The sequence below is a fragment of the Leucobacter sp. USHLN153 genome (assembly GCF_037145615.1).
Lineage (GTDB): Bacteria > Actinomycetota > Actinomycetes > Actinomycetales > Microbacteriaceae > Leucobacter.
The window spans coordinates 265,747-282,928 of the sequence record NZ_JBBCXE010000003.1 but is presented as its reverse complement, the minus strand read 5'-3'; the positions used below and the strand labels follow the sequence as shown (position 1 = coordinate 282,928).

At 68.7% G+C, this 17,182-nt stretch carries 15 protein-coding genes; 7 read left to right on the top strand and 8 right to left on the bottom strand.

Annotated features, from left to right (window positions below):
- Positions 1-41: 41 nt before the first annotated feature.
- The gene (locus WFH00_RS07055) at positions 42-1,115 is read right to left on the bottom strand and encodes a sugar ABC transporter substrate-binding protein (RefSeq protein WP_336660011.1); all 1,074 of its coding nucleotides are present in this window, start codon (positions 1,113-1,115) and stop codon (positions 42-44) included.
- A gap of 320 nt (positions 1,116-1,435) precedes the next feature.
- On the opposite strand from WFH00_RS07055, the gene WFH00_RS07050 reads away from it, so the two are divergent.
- The 7 genes from WFH00_RS07050 (at position 1,436) to WFH00_RS07020 (ending at position 7,685) form a co-directional block, all read left to right on the top strand.
- Positions 1,436-2,080, top strand: coding sequence for an isochorismatase family protein (locus WFH00_RS07050; protein WP_336660010.1), 645 nt, complete (start codon positions 1,436-1,438; stop codon positions 2,078-2,080).
- A 35-nt stretch (positions 2,081-2,115) separates the two neighbouring features.
- Positions 2,116-2,892 (top strand): IclR family transcriptional regulator, encoded by a 777-nt coding sequence (locus WFH00_RS07045; RefSeq protein WP_336660009.1) that lies wholly within the window; start codon positions 2,116-2,118, stop codon positions 2,890-2,892.
- Positions 2,893-2,951: 59 nt separating this feature from the next.
- On the top strand, positions 2,952-3,713 hold the full coding sequence (locus WFH00_RS07040) for an SDR family NAD(P)-dependent oxidoreductase (protein ID WP_336660007.1): 762 nt from the start codon (positions 2,952-2,954) through the stop codon (positions 3,711-3,713).
- A gap of 78 nt (positions 3,714-3,791) precedes the next feature.
- Entirely contained in the window at positions 3,792-4,925 is a 1,134-nt protein-coding gene (locus tag WFH00_RS07035; RefSeq protein ID WP_336660006.1) for a metal ABC transporter substrate-binding protein, read from the top strand.
- Positions 4,925-5,752, top strand: coding sequence for a metal ABC transporter ATP-binding protein (locus WFH00_RS07030; RefSeq protein ID WP_336660005.1), 828 nt, complete (start codon positions 4,925-4,927; stop codon positions 5,750-5,752). The genes WFH00_RS07035 and WFH00_RS07030 overlap by 1 nt, the downstream gene beginning before the upstream one ends.
- Positions 5,749-6,861 carry a metal ABC transporter permease gene (locus WFH00_RS07025; RefSeq protein ID WP_336660004.1) on the top strand — a complete coding sequence of 371 codons (1,113 nt, stop codon included), beginning with the start codon at positions 5,749-5,751 and terminating at the stop codon, positions 6,859-6,861. The genes WFH00_RS07030 and WFH00_RS07025 overlap by 4 nt, the downstream gene beginning before the upstream one ends.
- Positions 6,858-7,685 carry a metal ABC transporter permease gene (locus tag WFH00_RS07020; protein ID WP_336660003.1) on the top strand — a complete coding sequence of 276 codons (828 nt, stop codon included), beginning with the start codon at positions 6,858-6,860 and terminating at the stop codon, positions 7,683-7,685. Before WFH00_RS07025 ends, WFH00_RS07020 begins: the two co-directional genes overlap by 4 nt.
- Before the next feature lie 28 nt (positions 7,686-7,713).
- Here the strand turns inward: WFH00_RS07020 and WFH00_RS07015 are convergent, their stop codons facing one another.
- From WFH00_RS07015 to gcvPA, 7 genes are all read right to left on the bottom strand, one after another.
- Positions 7,714-8,928 (bottom strand): MFS transporter, encoded by a 1,215-nt coding sequence (locus WFH00_RS07015; RefSeq protein ID WP_336660002.1) that lies wholly within the window; start codon positions 8,926-8,928, stop codon positions 7,714-7,716.
- On the bottom strand, positions 8,925-9,788 hold the full coding sequence (locus WFH00_RS07010) for an SGNH/GDSL hydrolase family protein (RefSeq protein WP_336660000.1): 864 nt from the start codon (positions 9,786-9,788) through the stop codon (positions 8,925-8,927). Before WFH00_RS07010 ends, WFH00_RS07015 begins: the two co-directional genes overlap by 4 nt.
- A 135-nt stretch (positions 9,789-9,923) precedes the next feature.
- Positions 9,924-11,450 carry a PucR family transcriptional regulator gene (locus WFH00_RS07005; RefSeq protein ID WP_336659998.1) on the bottom strand — a complete coding sequence of 509 codons (1,527 nt, stop codon included), beginning with the start codon at positions 11,448-11,450 and terminating at the stop codon, positions 9,924-9,926.
- Positions 11,451-11,543: 93 nt separating this feature from the next.
- Positions 11,544-12,371: a 3-hydroxyacyl-CoA dehydrogenase family protein gene (locus tag WFH00_RS07000; protein WP_336659997.1), complete on the bottom strand. Its 828-nt coding sequence runs from the start codon at positions 12,369-12,371 to the stop codon at positions 11,544-11,546.
- A 48-nt stretch (positions 12,372-12,419) separates the two neighbouring features.
- Entirely contained in the window at positions 12,420-14,057 is a 1,638-nt protein-coding gene (locus WFH00_RS06995) for an amidohydrolase (protein ID WP_336659996.1), read from the bottom strand.
- A 70-nt stretch (positions 14,058-14,127) separates the two neighbouring features.
- The gene (gcvPB, locus tag WFH00_RS06990) at positions 14,128-15,762 is read right to left on the bottom strand and encodes an aminomethyl-transferring glycine dehydrogenase subunit GcvPB (RefSeq protein WP_336659995.1); all 1,635 of its coding nucleotides are present in this window, start codon (positions 15,760-15,762) and stop codon (positions 14,128-14,130) included.
- Positions 15,759-17,168, bottom strand: a complete 1,410-nt coding sequence (gene gcvPA, locus WFH00_RS06985; RefSeq protein WP_336659994.1) for an aminomethyl-transferring glycine dehydrogenase subunit GcvPA — start codon at positions 17,166-17,168, stop codon at positions 15,759-15,761. The genes gcvPB and gcvPA overlap by 4 nt, the downstream gene beginning before the upstream one ends.
- Between the last annotated feature and the right edge of the window lie 14 nt (positions 17,169-17,182).

Below are 17,182 nucleotides of genomic sequence, written 5' to 3'. Positions count from 1 at the left end.
GCCATGCCGCGTGAACGGCATGGCCCGTGCATTCGCGCGGTTTACTGAATCGGGGTGATGCTGTCGACGTTGTCAGCGGTGATGCCCTTCGGCACGACGACGAGCTGCTCCGGGAGCGGCATGTTCTGATCGGTCATCGCGTTGTAGAGGCCGTTGATCATCTGCGTGCCGATGCCCTCGGTATCGACCCAGCTCGTGCCCGCGATCTCGCCCGCGGCGATCTTCTCGGTGACCGCTTTCTCCGTGTAGGCGCCGAATACCTTGACGTCGGTGGCACCCGACGCCCGCGCGGTAGTTGATGCTGCGAGCGCTGCGGGGCCGTTGTAGGTCAGCACGGCGCTTACGTCCGGCCAGCGGGTCAGAATGTCGTTCATCGCGGTCGCGGAGTCCTGGGAGGTGTCGGATGCCGCGTCGACGTTGCCGAGGAACTCCAGTCCGTACTTCTCGGCCCAGTAACCGAGTCGCTCGGTGTAGTACTTGAGGAGCGGCACGGGGATCGCAACGCCGATCGTGGCGAATGATGCCCCCGGCTCGACCTGCTGGGCGGCGAGCGTAGCAACTTCGAAAGCTGAACGATCGGGCCCCTGGCTCACGTTGGAGAGGAAGTGCGGGAACAGATCCTCTCCTGCGAACGGAGGCGTATCCTGCCCGATGATCTCGATGCCCTTGCTTGCGGCCTCGTCGAGGCACGGCCCGAGCGACGACGGGTCAACTGCGTAAACCGCCATCGCGTCGACATTCTGCGCGATGAGTTCGTTGCACTGGTCGACCTGCGTGTTGACGTCGTTGTTCGCGTCTTTCAAGATGAATTTTCCGCCGAGCGCTTCCGTGCGCGCTTCGCCGGCTTTCGCGATCGCATTGACGAAGTTGTTCGCGGTCATCGGCGACAGCCAGCCGACGGTGAACTCGAAGCCGTCTTGCTGCTCTGGCTCATCGAACGCCGCGGGGAACTCGGCTTCTGGTCCGTCGTACTGGAGGGCGGTGACCTGCTCGTCGCCGCCCTGGGGCGCGTCATCGGTGCCTTCCGAGTCGCTTGAGCACGCGGCGAGGGAGGCGAGCAGTGCGATGGCGCCGACTGCGGCGCCCGTCCGAAGCATGGGGGTGAATCGCGACATTGCAGCTCCTTTACTGGGTCGCGCGGTGTCAGCACAACTGCGGCACCGAAGTAATGTTCTGACCATCAGAATCACGTTCTGATGTGAAGGATGCTACGGCGCAACGAACTGCGCGTCAAGTATGCGGTAGGGCCCCCACTGATGGATATCGTTCCGTTACCTCACAACGAAACTGACCCGGCTCTCAGCAGCGGTCAAGCGCGGCGGCGTGCCACGACCGCGGCGGAGGTGATTGACGCCCGTTGCGGCACGAGCTACTCTTCAGAATCAGATTCTGTTCTAAAGAACTGGAATGCGGTCAAGAGAATTGAGAGATACGCATGGATGAGCGCGACGGTGAAGAGTTCTTCCGCAATCGCGGCTTCGGGCTGAAAATCGGATTCGGCGAGCGCCCAGCCGTCCTATCCGTCGACTTCATCAACGGTTTCACCGACGCCGCGATGCCCCTCGGGTCCGATCTCACCGATGAGATCACGGCCGCACGCCGGGTGCTTGACGCAGCGCGGGAGATCGGCGCCCCGGTAATCCACACGACGGTCGCGTACGACGATGACGGCCTTGCCGATGCGGGGGTCTGGGGGCTGAAGCAGGCGGGCGCGACGACGCTCCGAGCGGGCACGCACGCGGTCGAGGTCGATGAGCGGATCGGGGCCCTCCCGGGCGAACAGCTGCTCGTGAAGAAGTACGCCTCCGCATTCTTCGGCACCGACCTCGTCGCGCGCCTCGTGAGCAAAGGTATCGACACCGTGATCATCCTCGGCTGCACGACGAGCGGTTGCGTCCGGGCGAGCGCGGTCGACGCCGTGCAGAACGGCTTCCGCCCGATCGTGGTGACCGAGGCCGTCGGTGATCGATCGCCGCAAGCGCACACGCAGGCGCTCTTCGACCTCGAGCAGAAGTACGCCGACGTCGTGCCGCTCGACGAGGTACTCGAATTCCTGAACGGCCTGCCGGCCGCGCGCTAGCGGACAAGGTGCGAACAGTAACTTATGGTGAGTACGTGACGACCACAGCCCCCACATATCCGATCGAATCGGTCGACCGGACCCTGCGTCTCCTGACGATCTTCGCGAACGGTAAGGCGCTGACGGTCTCTGCGGTCGCCGAGGAGCTCGGGGTGGCGCGCTCGACTGCCCACCGGCTTCTCGCCATGCTCGAGCACCACGGCTACGTGCGGCAGGATCCGCTATCGAAGGTCTACGGCGTGGGTGCGCAGACACTGCGCGTGGGCCTTGCCGCGGTGCGGGACCTCGACATTCGTGGGGTGGCTCGGCCTCATCTCGAGGCGCTGCGCGATCAGTTCGAGGAGACGCCGCACCTGACCGTCCTCGACGGGGGCACGGCGCTGGTCGTGGATTCGCTCGAGTCCCGGCAGCCGGTGCGCGTGGGCTCGCGCGTCGGCATCGAGATGTCGCTCTGGAGCACGGCGAGCGGGCGGGCATTGCTCGCGGGCCAGACGGCCGAGTTCGTGGAGCGTCATGTGCCGGAACACTTCGAGGCGCTGCACCCCGACGCGATCGGGTCGCGCGCCGAAATGCTGGGGCTCTTGAAGCTGGTCAGGCAGCAGGGGTACGCGACGAGTTTCGGCGAGTTCGAGACCGACCTGGCTTCCATTGCGGTCGTCATTCCGATCCCGAGCACGCTGGGAAACTTCGCGGTCTCCCTTTCCGCCCCTACGAGCCGAATGCCTCTCGACCGGGTACCCCAGGTAGTCGAGGCACTGCAGGGGCACGCGGCGAGCATCGCGTCCGAGGTGCTTCCGGACGCGGTCGAGTGAGCGAGGACCGTATGCGTGGCTCCCGAAACGGCGTGAGTGGCGCCGCGGCAGTGAACCCAGTGACTCAGACCCACGAGGGAAAGACCGCTGTGGTGACTGGGGCTGCGCAGGGAATCGGCCAGGCGTTCGCCGTCGCTCTCGCCGAGCGCGGGGCGCGCGTCGTGGCGGTCGACCTCGCGGACTGCGATGAGACCGTCCAGCGCATCGAGCGCTTGGAGCGCGTGGAGGGCACGAACGCCGTCGCGATCCGCGCCGATGTCAGTGACCCCGGGGCGATGCCGAGGATTCTCGCGGCCGCAAGAGCCTGGGGCGGGGCCGACATCCTCGTCTCGAACGCTGCGATCCAGGAGTTCGTGCCCTTCGAGCACATGAACTTCGCCCAGTGGCGCCGCATCATGTCGGTGAACGTCGATGCGCTGTTCCATCTCGCTCAAGCGCTGCTCCCTGATATGCGTGAACGCGGTTGGGGGCGCATTGTTGCGATGTCGTCGAACACCTTCCACCTCGGTATGCCCGGCGCGTCGCACTACGTTGCGAGCAAGGGTGCGGTGCAGGGGTTTGTGCGCTCGCTCGCGGGAGAGGTCGGGGTCGACGGCGTCACGGTGAACGCGATCGCGCCGAGCCTCACCCGCACTCCGGGAACGAGCGGCGGGCCGCAAGACGCGCAGGGTCAGTTCGAGATGGCGGCGGATCGCCAGGCCATCAAGAGGACGGAGTCGCCGGCGGATCTCGTGGGCGCGCTGGCGTTCCTCACCTCGGACGCCGCGGCGTTCGTGACGGGGCAAACGCTCCTGGTCGATGGTGGTTGGGCGCACGCATAGCCCTGTTGCTGCCCGATTGTTGCGAATGATTCTCAACAACACGTATAGTGATACTCGTTCTCATTTAGAAAGTGTCACATGAACCGCAACCGCACGAACCATCGAACCGTTCATTCCGTTCCTCCCGTCCTGTTGGCGTCCGCCGCACTCGCCTCGCTTCTCGCGCTCACCGCGTGCAGCGGAAGCGCCGCCGAGGCCGACGAAGCCGGCGACAAACTCCAAGTTGTTGCGACGACCACGCAGCTCACCGACTTCGCAGACGAGGTCGGCGGCGACGACATCGAGCTCACCGGGCTGCTCGCTCCGAACTCCTCGGCCCACCACTTCGACCCCAGCCCCGCCGACCTGCTCGCGCTTGGCGAGGCCGACGTGCTGGTGGTCAACGGCGCCGGCCTCGAAGGCTTCATCGACGACGCGATCGACGCCTCCGGCTTCTCCGGCACGGTCATCACGGCCGCCGACGGCATCGATCTCGACGAGGCGAAGCACATCACGGCCGAGGGGGCGAGCGAGGCCGGGCACGATCACGATCACGCCGACGAGGCCGACCACGCCGACGAAGCCGACCACGACCACGACCACGACCACGGCGACGAAGCCGACGAGGCCGACCACGAAGAGGAACACGACCACGACCACGGCGACCTCAACCCGCACATCTGGACCTCCCCGAACAACGCCGAGGGGATGGTCGAAGAGATTGCAGAGGGCTTCGCCGCAGCGGATCCGGCCAGCGCGAACGACTTCGAGCTGCGCGCCGACGCATACGTGGGCAAGCTGGAGCAGCTCGACGACTGGGTCAAGACCCAGTTCGCCCGCGTGCCCGAGGAGCAGCGCGTGCTCGTGAGCGGCCACGACTCGCTCCGCTACTTCCTCCACGACTACGACATCGCGTTCGCCGGCTCGATCCTGCCGAGCTTCGAAGACAACGCCGAGCCGAGCGCCGCCGACATCGACGCCCTGGTCGCGTCGATCAAGGAGCACAATGTGCAGGCCGTCTTCGTGGAGTCGTCGATGAGCCCGAAGCTCGCGGAGACGATCGCGAAGGAGGCGGGTGTCACGGTCGTGGACGCCGAGACCCTCTATGCCGATTCCCTGGGCGCCCCCGACAGCGACGGCGCCACCTACATCGGCGCCACGGTGCATAACACGAAGGTGATCCTCGACGCCTGGGGCGCGCGCGTCGACGCAGCGCCCGATATTCTGCAGTGATGACCATCGACCCCGCTCGCTCCGATGCCGCGTCCTCTCGGGGGCGCGGCATCGCGCTTGAGCTCGGCGATGCGGCGTTCGGGTACGACGGCACGGCGCAGGTCGAGCGGCTGACGCTCGAGGTGCCCGAAGGCTCCGCGGTGGCGCTCATCGGACCGAACGGTTCGGGCAAGTCGACGCTGCTGCGCGGCGTGCTGGGGCTCGCTGAGCTGACGGCGGGCACGGTGCGGGTGCTCGGTGAGGCTCCGGATCGCGCCCGGCGCCGCATCGGCTCCCTCCCGCAGGCGGATGCCCGCGATGCCTCCCTGCCCTTGAGTCTCCGCCAGGTCGTGACGATGGGCCTCTACCGCTCCCGCGGGCCGATCCGCCCGATCGGACGACAGGGTCGCCTCGCGGTCACCGCGGCCCTCGAGCGCGTCGGGCTCGGGGCGTACGCAGCGCGCCGCTTCGGCGAGCTGTCGGGCGGCCAGCAACAGCGCGGCATACTCGCGCGTGCGCTCGTGTCGGATCCCGAACTCCTGCTGCTCGATGAGCCGTTCAACGGTCTCGATCGCGAGAACCGTGATGTGCTGCTGCAACTTGTGCGCGATCTGCAGGTCGAGGGCCGCACGATCATCGTGTCGACGCACGACCTCGAAATCGCTCAGGAGGCCTGCACGCACGTGCTGCTGCTGGCGAGCGGGCACCATCCGCACCAGCCCGGCCACCCGGCCGCGTTCGGTTCGGTCGCCGACGCGCTCACGCTCGACGCGGTGCAGCACGCGTTCCAGGACACGACGGTCGAGCTCGACAGCCACACGGTGACGACGACGCGGGAGACGGAGTGACGTCGTTCGCAGTGCTGGCGGTGTCGCTCGCAGATGTGGCGGGGGCGGGGTCGGCGCAGCTCGCGCAGCTTGCCCACTCGCAACTCTCGCCCATCGGCCATCTTGCCCAGCCCGGCCTCCTCGAAATCTTCACGCTCCCGTTCATGTGGCGCGCGCTGCTGACGGTCGGCGTGCTCGCGCTCGCCGCCGGTGTCATCGGCCTGTTCATCAGCTTCCGCGAGCTCGAGTTCGTGAGCGATGGGCTGGTGCACTCGGTGTTCCCCGGGCTCGTGGTGGGCGCGATGATCGGCGGATCCGCCGGCCTGCTCCCGGGTGCCGTCGTCGCGGCGATCCTCGCGGCCCTGCTCTTCACGCTCATCGAGCACCGCGGGGGAGTGGGTGCCGACGCGGCGATCGCCGTCGTGCTGACCGGGCTGTTCAGCCTCGGCGTCGTGCTCGTGTCGCGGCAGGAGGGGTACGTGTCGCAACTGCAGGAGCTGCTCTTCGGGCGGCTGTTGACGGTGACGCAGACGCAGCTCTGGCAGATCGTCGTCGTCGCGGTCGTCGCGCTCGCAATCGTGGCGCTCACCTGGCGGGCGCAGCTGTTCCGCGCGTTCGATTCCGCGGGGGCGGAGGCGGCCGGCTTCCGGCTGCTGGGTGCCGATCTCGCGCTCGGCGTCGCGGTGGCACTCCTCGTGGTGGCGGGCGTGCAGGCGCTCGGCGTGCTCATGGTGATCGCACTGCTCACCGTGCCGATGGCAGCGTCCCGACTCGTCACGCGCCGCTTCCCGCTCTTGATCCCGATCGCGATCCTGCTGCCGCTCGCGACGGGGATCGCCGGGCTGTGGTTGTCCTTCGAGTGGTCGGTCGCGGGCGGCGCGACCGTGTCGCCCGGCGCGGTGGTCGTGCTGCTGCTCGTGGGTGCCTACCTCGTCGCGGCGCTCGCTCGCCTCGCCGCGGGTGCACTTGCCCGGCGCCGCGCAGGCGCTGGCACCACCGTTGGCAACAGCGGCGCGAGCTCGCCAACCGCAGCCCCCGCCGCGTGCGCCCCAGAGGCAGCGCCGCACCCGGGCGACGCTGACGGTTCGAGTGCTCCGTCCGATGGCGGCGGATCGCGGGGCGCCCGATGACCTACTTCGCACTCGCGTCCCTCGAGCTTGCCCTGCTCGGCCTCCTCTCCGGCGTCGCGGGCACGCTCATCGTGCTGCGTCGGCGTTCGTTCTTCGCGGTGGCGCTGAGCCACGCGACGTTCCCGGGAGGGGTCGTCTTCGCGATTCTCGGATGGAACCTGCTGATCGGCCAGGCGCTCTTCGCCGCGGTGCTGGTGCTCCTGATGACCCTGCTCTCGCGCGTGCCGGGGCAGGGGCGGCAGGTGACGAGCGGGGTGGTGCTCTCCTTTGGATTCGCACTCGGCACTCTCCTCGCCGCGCTCAACCCGGGCCTCGGAGTGCCGGTCGAGGCGCTCCTCGTGGGGTCGCCGCTCGGAGTGACCGCTACTGACGTCACGGCGACCGCCGCGGTGCTGCTCGCGTCCCTCGCCCTCGCGCTCGTCTTCGGGCGACGAGTGCTCTTCCACACCTTCGACCCGGTGGGCTTCGCCGCGGCGGGCTTCCGCACCTGGCCGGTCGAGCTCGTAGTGACGGGCGTGATCGCCGCCTCGGTCGTTGTCGCAATGCCCGCGGTTGGCGCGATCCTCGGGGTGGCGGTGCTGATCGCGCCGGCGGCGGCGGCGCGGGCGCTGGTTGATCGGGTCGAGTGGATCCCCCCGCTCGCCGCGGTGCTCGGCGTCGCGGGAGGCGCGGTGGGCCTCTGGATCTCCCGCGAGTTCTCGGTCGCCGCCGGTGGATCGGTCGGCCTCGTACTCACGGCGATCTTCCTGCTAAGCACGCTCGCGCGCCCCCTCCTACGCCCGCGGGCCCGCGGCCGCGCCGCCTCCGCCCCGCACCCCTCCTAGCGCCCTTACGGTGAGAGGCGGCCGCCCGCTACTCCACGTATCGATTGCGGCCGACGAGGATGCCGAGCCCCATGAGCAAGACGCCGATGACGCCGATGGTCCAGAGCGCGGGCGCCCACGAGCCGGTCACGTCGTGCAGCAGGCCGATGACCGGTGTGCCCACAGCAGACGACAGGTACCCGATCGACTGCGCCATGCCTGAGACCGCGGCGGCGTGCCGGTGGTGGTGGGTGCGGAGCCCGAAGAGCGAGAGCGCGAGCACGATCGTCATGCCGCCTGACACCCCGCTGAGGGAGGCCCAGAGCGCGCTCCATTCGGGTGCGAACGCGAGGCCGATCGCGGTGACTACGAAGAGGGATCCTGACATTGCCCCGAGCACTCGCTGGTCGCGCAGCCGCGGAATGAGCGCGGTGCTCAAAAGGCTGCCCGCGATCGAGATGGCGTTCATGAGGAAGAGGTGTACGCCGGCCGCTTCAGGCGTAATGCCGGACGCCACCTCGATGGACGGCAGCCACAGAATGATCACGTAGTACGCGACCGACTGCATCCCCATGAACGCGGTGATCTGCCATGCGAGCGGGGACCGCCACGGCGAGAAGCGGTCGCGCGACGAGCGACCGCCCGGCAGCGTGATCGGTGCGCTTGCGGGTGTATCTCGGGGCGAACCGGCGCGCAGGATCCGCGGCATGAGTACCGCCAGCGCGACGAGGGCGAAGCCCGCCCATATGCCCAGCGACAGCCGCCATCCGAGCGGCGACCCGGCGAGTGGCACTGACACCCCCGCGGCAATCGCTGCGACCGATGATTGCACGACCGTGTAGGCGCCGGTGATCTGCCCGATCCGCAGCGGAAAGTCGCGCTTCACGAGCCCGGGCAGCGCGACATTGATCGCGGCGATCGCGACGCCGAGCACGATGGTGCCGACCCACAGCCAGACACCGCCGATGGAGCGCACCGCGATACCGACGGCGAGAAACACGAGGCTCCCGCCGAGGAGCCGCTCGAGCCCGACGCGTGCGGCGACCGCCGGCACGATCGGCGAGACACCGGCGAACGCGAGGAGCGGCAGGCTGATGAGCATCGACGATGCGACCGATGTGAGGCCGAGCTCGCTGCGCAGCAGGTCGAGGATCGGGCCGACCGATGTGAGCGACGCGCGCAGGTTCGCGCTCGTGAGGAGCAGTCCGGCGAGCGCGAGGCCGAACGGAAGACCGCGTTCGGCTGCCGCGCGGGCACGCGTCATTCGGCGCGCCCTTCAGAGCGTGCTGGCCCCTGCCCCGAGCCCGACCGATCCGAGTCTTCCCCGTCAGCCGCCCACGCGGTGCCCCGCGGCTCAACACGCACCCAGCCCGCGAACTTGGGCGCGCGCCCGTCGCCGCTCGAGCGCCCGGTCAACCGTCGCTGCACCCACGGCACCACGTGTTCGCGCGTGTAGCGCAGTTGATCCAACCGGCTCGGGCGAGGGATCGCTGGAGCCTCGAGCACCCAATCCTCCGGCGGCCCGTACCCGAGTGCGCGCAGCACGTTCGCCGCCACCCGGCGGTGACCGACGGGCGCGAGGTGCAGGCGATCCGCCGACCAGTACTGCCGCCCCGCGAGGTCCGGGTCGCTCCAGTTGTCGACGAAGCGAACGCCCACGCGCTCGGCGATGCCACGAGCTGCCCGCACCAGCTCGTCGCCCTTCAGGCGCACCCGCGCGCCACCCGGCAACCCCGCGGTCGGGTTGGCCCCGGCGAGCAGCACGGGCTCGGCCCCCGACTCGCGTATCCGCAGCATCGCCCGCTCGGTCTCGCGCGCGATCCACGCGATGTCGGTGCGCGGGCGCAGCATGTCGTTGCCGCCCCCGTTGAAGGTCACGAGCGTCGGCCCGAGCGCCAGCGCGGGCTCGAGCTGTTCGGCGAGGATCGGGCCGAGCAACCGTCCGCGAATCGCCAGGTTCGCGTAGTCAATGGCAGCGCCCGTCGCGTCCGCGAGCCCCTGCGCCACGAGGTCGGCCCACCCTCGCACCGAGCCGTCAGCCTGCTCGTCGCCGACACCCTCAGTAAAGCTGTCACCGATGGCGACGTAGCGGATGCGCGAGGGGAGAGGTTGCTGCGAGGTCACGAGTTCAGCCTACGCGGCACCACCGACATTGACTGCCGCCTCGTGTGGACCGACACCGCGGGCACCTCCGACACTGAAGCGACGCGGCACCACTGTCACCGATGCGACGCGGCACAACGCTGGCCGCACCGCCTCCTAATGCACGTCCTCTCTGCTGCTCGTTCGAAATTCGATGGCCATCCACAGCTCCAGAAAATTCTCGGGCAGCGTGAGGTCGCGCCCGGTGAGCTGGGTGATGCGCGCGAGGCGGGAGCGCACGGTGTGGCGATGCACACCGAGCGCTTCCGCCGTGGCCGCGTGGTTGCCGAGGGCCGAGACGTACGCGCGCACGGTTGCGAAGAGCTCCGTGCCGTTCGCCGCGTCCGCGGCGTCGATCGGGCTGAGCACGGCGTCGGCAAACTGATGGCGCACTTCCGCGGTGCCGAGCATCATGAGGGCTCGGTATCCGCCGGTGTCGATCCGTTCGAGCACGGGGACGTCGCGCGACGCGGCGACAGAGCGCACGAAGCGGGCCTGCGCCACGCTCTCTTGAGCGTTAGCGAGCGGACGTCGTTCGCTGAGGCCCGCGGGGCCGAGCCCTCCGGCCACGATGAGGGGCGTCAGCGCGTCGATCACGCGCGGCGGCGTACCGAGCAGCATGAAGATTCGGTCGCTTCCGCTGCCGGCCACCACCACCTCTTCGCACAACTCGAGGGCCTCGATGATAAATCCGTCGAGCGTCGCCTGATCCGGTGGTTCGGAGGTGCAGAGCACGTGCGAGTGCGCGATGTCGACGCCTGCGTCGGCGAAGTACTCGACCGCCTCGGGCAGTGTGGTGGGGTCGTCGAGCAGCCTCTCGAGGAGCTGTGTCTCGCGCATGCGGCGGTGCTCCTGCGAAGCGTAGCGGCGCTCGAGCAAGATACCGAGAAGAGATGCGACGAGGCCGAGGGTGGCGCGACCGTGCACGGTGATGGCGCCGGGGGAGACGACGGTCAGGATCCCCGAGAGCCGACCCGCGGTGCCGAGTGGGAGCACGACGAGCGTCTCGTGCTCACCGCCCTCTGAGATCGACCAGCGCAGCCCGTCGCGCAGGCGGCTCTTGAGCTGGCCTCGGATCGGCTCGATGCGCGCTTCGGCGGTGCTGTCGCTCCGGGCGATGGTGCGCAGCCGGTCGTCGAGTACGACTACCTGGTAGCGCAGCACCTGACCGAGTACGTCGATGATGCGTTGTGCGCCGTCCGGGCTTGATGCCGCTTCGCTGAGCTGCCGCTGCAGTGAGAGTGAGCGCATCAGGTCGTTATTCTGCGCCTGATGCAGCGCGTTTGAGACCTCCTGCACGACCTGCTGCATGAGCGTGTCGTGCGGGACGTGTACGAGCGCGATCTCATGCCTCTGGGCGGCCGCGATGAGCTCTTCGGGAATGGTGCGGTGGGGAAGGCTGGGCCCGGTGCTCAGCCCGATCGCGGCGACGCCCGCGTCGCGGAGGCGCCGGCAGTACCCGTCCCAGGCGTTGGCGGGGTCGGGCACGTCGACGAGAGAGATGCCGGTCGTGAGCAGCAGTTCGTTGCCGAGCAACCAGGGCGACGGGTCGATGAGTTCGGTGACGTGCGCCCAGCGAATCTCGGGTGAGGGGCCGCGTGGCGCGTGGACCGGGGTCAGGCCGAGCGCTGAGATGCGAAACACATCATGCAGCCGAATCATCGCCCACGCTCCCGCATGTACGACGAGTACTTTCCACGATTCTCCATACGACTAAATGTATAGCTGAACCACCACTCACTCCCAGATAAAGAACCCTTCCCCACTCTTCCGCCCGAGCTTCCCAGCCTTCACCATGTCGCGCAGGATCTGCGGCGGGGCGAAGCGCGGTCCGAGCTCCTGCTCCATGTGCTCGGCGATAGCGAGGCGCACGTCGAGCCCGACCATGTCAGTCATGTGCAGCGGCCCGACGGCGTGCTGGTACCCGAGGTTCATGCCGAGGTCGATGTCTTCGGGGGTCGCGACGCCTTCTTCGACCATGCGCATGGCCTCGAGGCCGATGGCGAGGCCGAGCCGTGTCGTGGCGAAGCCGGCGGTGTCGGTGGCCGAGATGGGGGTGCGACCGAGTTGCTGGGTCCAACGCTGCGCAGCGTCGACGGTCTCATCGGCGACGCCTTCGTGCAGGATCAGTTCGGTGAGCACGGTGTCGGGTACTGGCTGGAAGAAGTGCATGCCGAGGAACCGCTCGGGTTGCGTCAGTGCTTCGGCGAGCGAGGTGACGCTGAGCGAGCTGGTGTTCGAGGCGAGGATCCCGCTGGCGTTGAGGCGCTGCTCCGCCGCGGCGAGTACCCGCTTCTTGAGGTCGGGGATCTCGGGGATGGCCTCGACGATGAGGTCTGATTCGGGCGCTTCTTCAACGCTGCTGACGACCCGCAGGCGCGACGATACGTCGCCGCCCTCGCGCGAGCGCACGTCGTCGGCGATGTCTCCGATGAGCGCCTCGGCGCGCTCAGCGTCCGTCTCGACGACGGTGACCGCGGCGGCAGTCTTGATGAGGGCTGCGACCGCGATGCCGCGCCCCATGGTGCCCCCGCCGATGACGGTGAACTCGGATCTGGTGCTCATGATGGTCCTTTCGGTGGGGCGCTGGTCGGCTTACTGCGGGGCGGGGCGTCAGCGCCCGCCGATCCCGCTGGGGTCGTAGAGGAATTCTCCGCCGACGGCGGTCGCCGCGATGGGGATGCTCGGAATCGCGTCGGGCGCGGAGGTGAGCGGATCTCCGTCGAGCAGCACGAAGTCAGCGTGATACCCGGCGCTGAGTTGTCCGAGTCGGTCCTCTCGGTGCGCCGCGAAGGCTGATTCGCGCGTGTACCCGGCGAGCGCGGTGTGCACGTCGACGCGCTCGTCCGTGCTGAAGGCGCGCCCGCTCGATGTGCGGCGCACGACCATATCGCGGATCGCGGTGAGTGGGTTTCCTGAGACGACTGGGCGGTCACTGCCGCAGGCAAGGCGCACCCCGGCGTCCATGATGGAGCGGTGCCGGTACGTCCAGTCCTCGCGGTCGCCTACCCCTGCGAGCACGGCGTCGCCGAGGGAGCTCACGAACTGCGGCTGCGTCGAGGCGATGACGCCGAGTTCCGCCATGCGGGGGAGCTGGTCGTCGCGCACGATCGAGGCGTGTTCGATACGGTGCCGCTTGGTGTTGGCGGGGGCGGCCTCGCGCGCGCCCGCGATCATGTTGAGTGCGACGTCCACTGCGTGGTCGCCGATTGCGTGTACCGCGAGCTGCCATCCGGCGCGCGCGGCGGAGCGTGCGAGGCGCTGCAGCTCTTCCTCACCGAACTGCATGACGCCGGTGGTGTCGTGGTCGCAGAAGGGCGCGGTGAGTGCTGCGGTGCGGCTCCCGATGGCGCCGTCGGTAAACATTTTGAGGGCGCCGATGCTGAGCTTGTCGTCACCGAGCCCGGTGCGGAGACCGAGGTCGACACCCAGGTCGATGCCGTCCTCTGGCGAGGCGGTCACCTCGTGGAGGTTCTCCATTGAGACCATGAGCTGCGCCCGCACGCCGAGGCGTCCGTCTTCGGAGGCGAGCTGATAGGGCGCGAGCTCGATGGGGCTCGACCCCACGACGGGGGAGTTGCCGATGCCGGCCTCGACCACGGAGGTGATGCCCTCGGCCAGATAGAAGTCGCTGGCCCGGCCAATCGCGGCGGCGAGGGCCTCCACGGAGTGCGGCCGCGTCAGGTCGCGGAACGGGCCCATCGCCTGTTCGCCGACGAGCCCGGTCGCTTCCCCGTGCTCGTCGCGCTCGATGAAGCCGCCCGACGGCACGGGCCAGTCGGCCGAGAGCGCGCCAACGCGCTCGAACACGGGAGTGCTTGCGACGAGCAGGTGGGTGGTGTTGTGGTTGACGATGACGGATCGCCCGGGCGCGACCGCGTCGAGCGCTTGCCGCGTGGGGTGCCCGCCGAGGCGGTGCTGGTTGTAGGCGTCGGCGACGATCCACTCGCCCTCGGGCACGCATTCGTGCCGCTCACGGATCGCGGCGTAGAGCTCGTCGAGCGAGGTGAGCCCGGCCGCGTCGATGTTGATGAGGCTGCGCCCGAAGGTCGACATGTGGTTGTGGGAGTCGTGGAACCCGGGCAGCAGCGTCTTGCCGCCCGCGTCGATGGTGCGCGTGAACCGCAGGCCCGCGAGTTCTTCGTCGAGACCGACGACGAGCCCGTTCCAGATGCCGATTCGCTCAGCGCGTGGGCGCCGGGGATCCATCGTGATGATGCGGGCGTTGGAAATGAGGAGGTCCAAGTTCACTGCTCCATGGTAGATCCGGAGAACCGCGGGGGCCTGGGTTTGGCCGCCCGCGGTTCGGGTGGTAGCGCGCTTAGCGGTGCGCGGCCGGCGCGTTGCGCCGCGGCTCGGGCAGGCCCTCGAACGGCTCCCAGCGCGGCACTTCCGCGGCTGCTTCGCCCAGGTACTTCGAGCGGTAGGAGCGCATGGACGGGATCCACGTCTCGGGCGTGTTCACGGCGCTGTCATCGATGCGTGAGACGGCGACCCGGTGCGGGGCGCTTTGCACGAGCTCGGGATCGGCTTCGGCTTCGGCGACCACGGCCTTGAGCGACGCGATGAACTGGTCGAGCTCGGAGCGAGAGTACGACTCGGTCGTTTCGAAGGTCGCGGGCTCGGGCACCACGTACGGGTGGTGGCTGGTCCAGTAGTGGAACCCGAAGTCGGCCATGCGCACGGCGAGCTCCGCGGAGCGGACCCCGGTGCGGTCGGCGAGCTGCTTGAGGCTGAAGCGCACCTGCTCGAGACGGTGGCCGTTCGGCGCGAGCGGCGCCTCGATGCCCTCGATCTGCAGCAGCTCGTGCAGCAGGTAGTTGTTGTTGAGCACGGCGCCCTGGGTCACCTGCTCGAGTCCTTCGTCGCCGAGCGCGAGGATCCAGGCGTACGCCCGAACGATCTGGCCGGTGACGCCGTAGAAGGGGCGCACTTTGCCGATGGAGAGCGGTCGGTCGTGGTCGAGCGCGTAGACACCGTCGCGCTTCACGACGACGGGTGCGGGGAGGAAGGGCTCGAGCTTCTCGGCGACGAGGCAGGCGCCGGAGGCGGGTCCGCCCGAGAAGTGGGGGGCACCGAAGGTCTTGTGCAGGTTGAACTGACACGCGTCGAAGCCGGCGTCGGCCGCGCGGGTGATCCCGAGCAGCGCGTTCGCGTTGGCCTGATCGTAGATCGCGAGGCCGCCGTGCTCGTGCACGAGGTCGACGAACTCCTTGATGTGCGGGTTGTACACGCCGATGTCTTCGGGGTTCGTGATCATGAGAGCCGCGACATTCTCGGTGAGTACCTCGCGCAGCGACTCGACCGACGGGTACCCGTCTTCAGTCGACTCGATCGTGACGACCTCGTAACCGGCCGAGCGCGCGGTCGCGGCGTTCGAGGGGTGCGAGAAGCTCGTCGTGATGACGATGTTGCGGTGCTCTTCGCCGCGCGAGCGGTGGTAGGCCTGCACCATGCGGATGTTGGTGTAGATCGCCGCCGAACCGCTGCCGGGCTGCAGGCTGCAGGCGGAGAGGCCGGAGACCTTGCAGAGGAACTCCTCCATCTCGGCGAAGATCTGCAGCATGCCCTGCACGGTGCTTTCGGGCTGCAGCGGGTGCAGCTGGGCGACCTCGTCGGAGAGTGCGAGGTCGTCGTTGATCATCGGGTTGTACTTGATGGTGCAGGTGCCCTGCCCGATGTCGACGTTGAGGTGCGAGCCGAGCGTCTCCTGCGAGAGGCGCAGCATGTGCCGCAGCACCTGGGCCTGTCCGACTTCGGGGAGGCGCGCGGCGTCCTGGCGAACGGAGGGGATCCCGGCTCGGGCGCGTGAGCCGCTTTCGCGCATGTCGGTGTCCGAGGCGGGTGGCAGCAAACCGCGCTCGCCGGGTGCGCCGATGTCGGTGATGAGGGGTTCGTTCCACTTCGCACCGTGATAGTTGAACGGTTGCGTGGCTCGCGTCGGGAAGGAGATCATGCCGCCACCTCCTGGGCGAGTGCGTTGATGTAGTGGTCGATGTCGTCGCGGGTGTGCACCTCGGTGACCGAAACGAGCACTTCCCGATCGGAGAGGGCGACTCCGCCGAAGACGTCGTGGGCGACGAGCCGTTCGAGCAAGACGCTCGCCGTGGGGGCGGTCTCGGGGAGCTCGATGACGAATTCGCGGAAGTGCGGCCGCTCTGCGTCGCGGACCTGCAATTCGGTGCGTTCGGAAATGGCTTCGATGGCGTAGCTGGTGCGGTCGAGGATCGCGTCCCCGAGCTCCCGCATGCCGTGCGGCCCGTGCAGCGACAGGAAGACGCTGGCCACGATCGCTGAGAGGGAGGAGGCCGTGCCGATCCACTCGACGCCGTTCTCACGTGCGGCGAGCGAGGTGCGCTCGTATGCGAGGTCGGTGAAGCCGAGTTCGCCCTCGACCTGGGTGGGAGCCGCGCCGAAGAGGCGAGTCGGCAGTTCGTAGACGAAGCGGGGGTCGTCGTGCACGGCGAGGAACCCGGCGTGTGCGCCCCCGAAGTGCATGCCGTTGCCGAGCGACTGCAGGTCGCCGCACACGATGTCGGCGCCGAGTGTGGCGGGTGCTGCGAGCAGCCCGAGCGCGATCGGGTCGACGGAGACCACGAAGATGGCGCCGACGGCGTGGGCCGCGTCGGCGATCGCGCGGATATCGGCGTCGACGAGCCCCTCGGCGTCGGGGATCTCGAGGAGCACCGCGGCGGTTGTCTCATCCAGCGCGTCGCGCACGGCCGCGATATCCGCGGTGGACTGCGCGATCTCGTTGATCGTGGGGGCAACGTACTCGGTGATGCGGCTTCGCTTGTCGTCGAGAAGGGACCCGACTGTCAGGGCCCGTCGGCGCCCCGTGATCCGCCCGGCCATGCGCAGCGCTGTGCCTGCCGCCTGGTAGCCGTCGTAGGTCGGGATGCTGACGACATCCATCTCGAGCAGTTCGGCCATGACGCACTGGTATTCGAAGAGCGCTTGGTGCTTGCCGTGATCTTCGTATGGCTCGCCGGCGTAGGCGCTGACGAATTCGGCGCGGCCCGCGACCTCGACGCACACGGCCGGTACGTCGTGCTGGTAGACGCCGGCGCCGCAGAAGTTGAGGGCGCGCGTGGCCGGGGTGTTGCGGTTCAGGCGGCGGCGCACGTAGCGGGCGAGGTCGGCTTCGCTGCGGAGAGCGGCTGGGAGGCCGAAGGGCTGGGGCTGGCGCAGCGCTGCGGGCACGTCGACGAAGAGTGACTCGAGGCTGTCCGCGCCGATGTGTCGCAGCATGTCTTCGGTGGCGGCACCCGCGGTGTGCGGGAGGTAGGGGTGCGTGCGGGTGTCGGGAGCCGTGGCGGTCGCCTGGGGCGCCTGCTTGGGCTCGGGTGTTCGCTGCAGCAAGGGGCTTCTCCTTC

What these genes read in the sequence shown, in the direction of transcription:
- WFH00_RS07030 (WP_336660005.1), top strand. Translation starts at nt 4,925, where the DNA reads ATGACCATCGACCCCGCTCGCTCCGATGCCGCGTCCTCTCGGGGGCGC.
- WFH00_RS07015 (WP_336660002.1), bottom strand. Translation starts at nt 8,928, where the DNA reads ATGACGCGTGCCCGCGCGGCAGCCGAACGCGGTCTTCCGTTCGGCCTC.
- WFH00_RS07055 (WP_336660011.1), bottom strand. Translation starts at nt 1,115, where the DNA reads ATGTCGCGATTCACCCCCATGCTTCGGACGGGCGCCGCAGTCGGCGCC.
- WFH00_RS07050 (WP_336660010.1), top strand. Translation starts at nt 1,436, where the DNA reads ATGGATGAGCGCGACGGTGAAGAGTTCTTCCGCAATCGCGGCTTCGGG.
- gcvPB (WP_336659995.1), bottom strand. Translation starts at nt 15,762, where the DNA reads ATGATCTCCTTCCCGACGCGAGCCACGCAACCGTTCAACTATCACGGT.
- WFH00_RS07035 (WP_336660006.1), top strand. Translation starts at nt 3,792, where the DNA reads ATGAACCGCAACCGCACGAACCATCGAACCGTTCATTCCGTTCCTCCC.
- WFH00_RS07020 (WP_336660003.1), top strand. Translation starts at nt 6,858, where the DNA reads ATGACCTACTTCGCACTCGCGTCCCTCGAGCTTGCCCTGCTCGGCCTC.
- WFH00_RS07000 (WP_336659997.1), bottom strand. Translation starts at nt 12,371, where the DNA reads ATGAGCACCAGATCCGAGTTCACCGTCATCGGCGGGGGCACCATGGGG.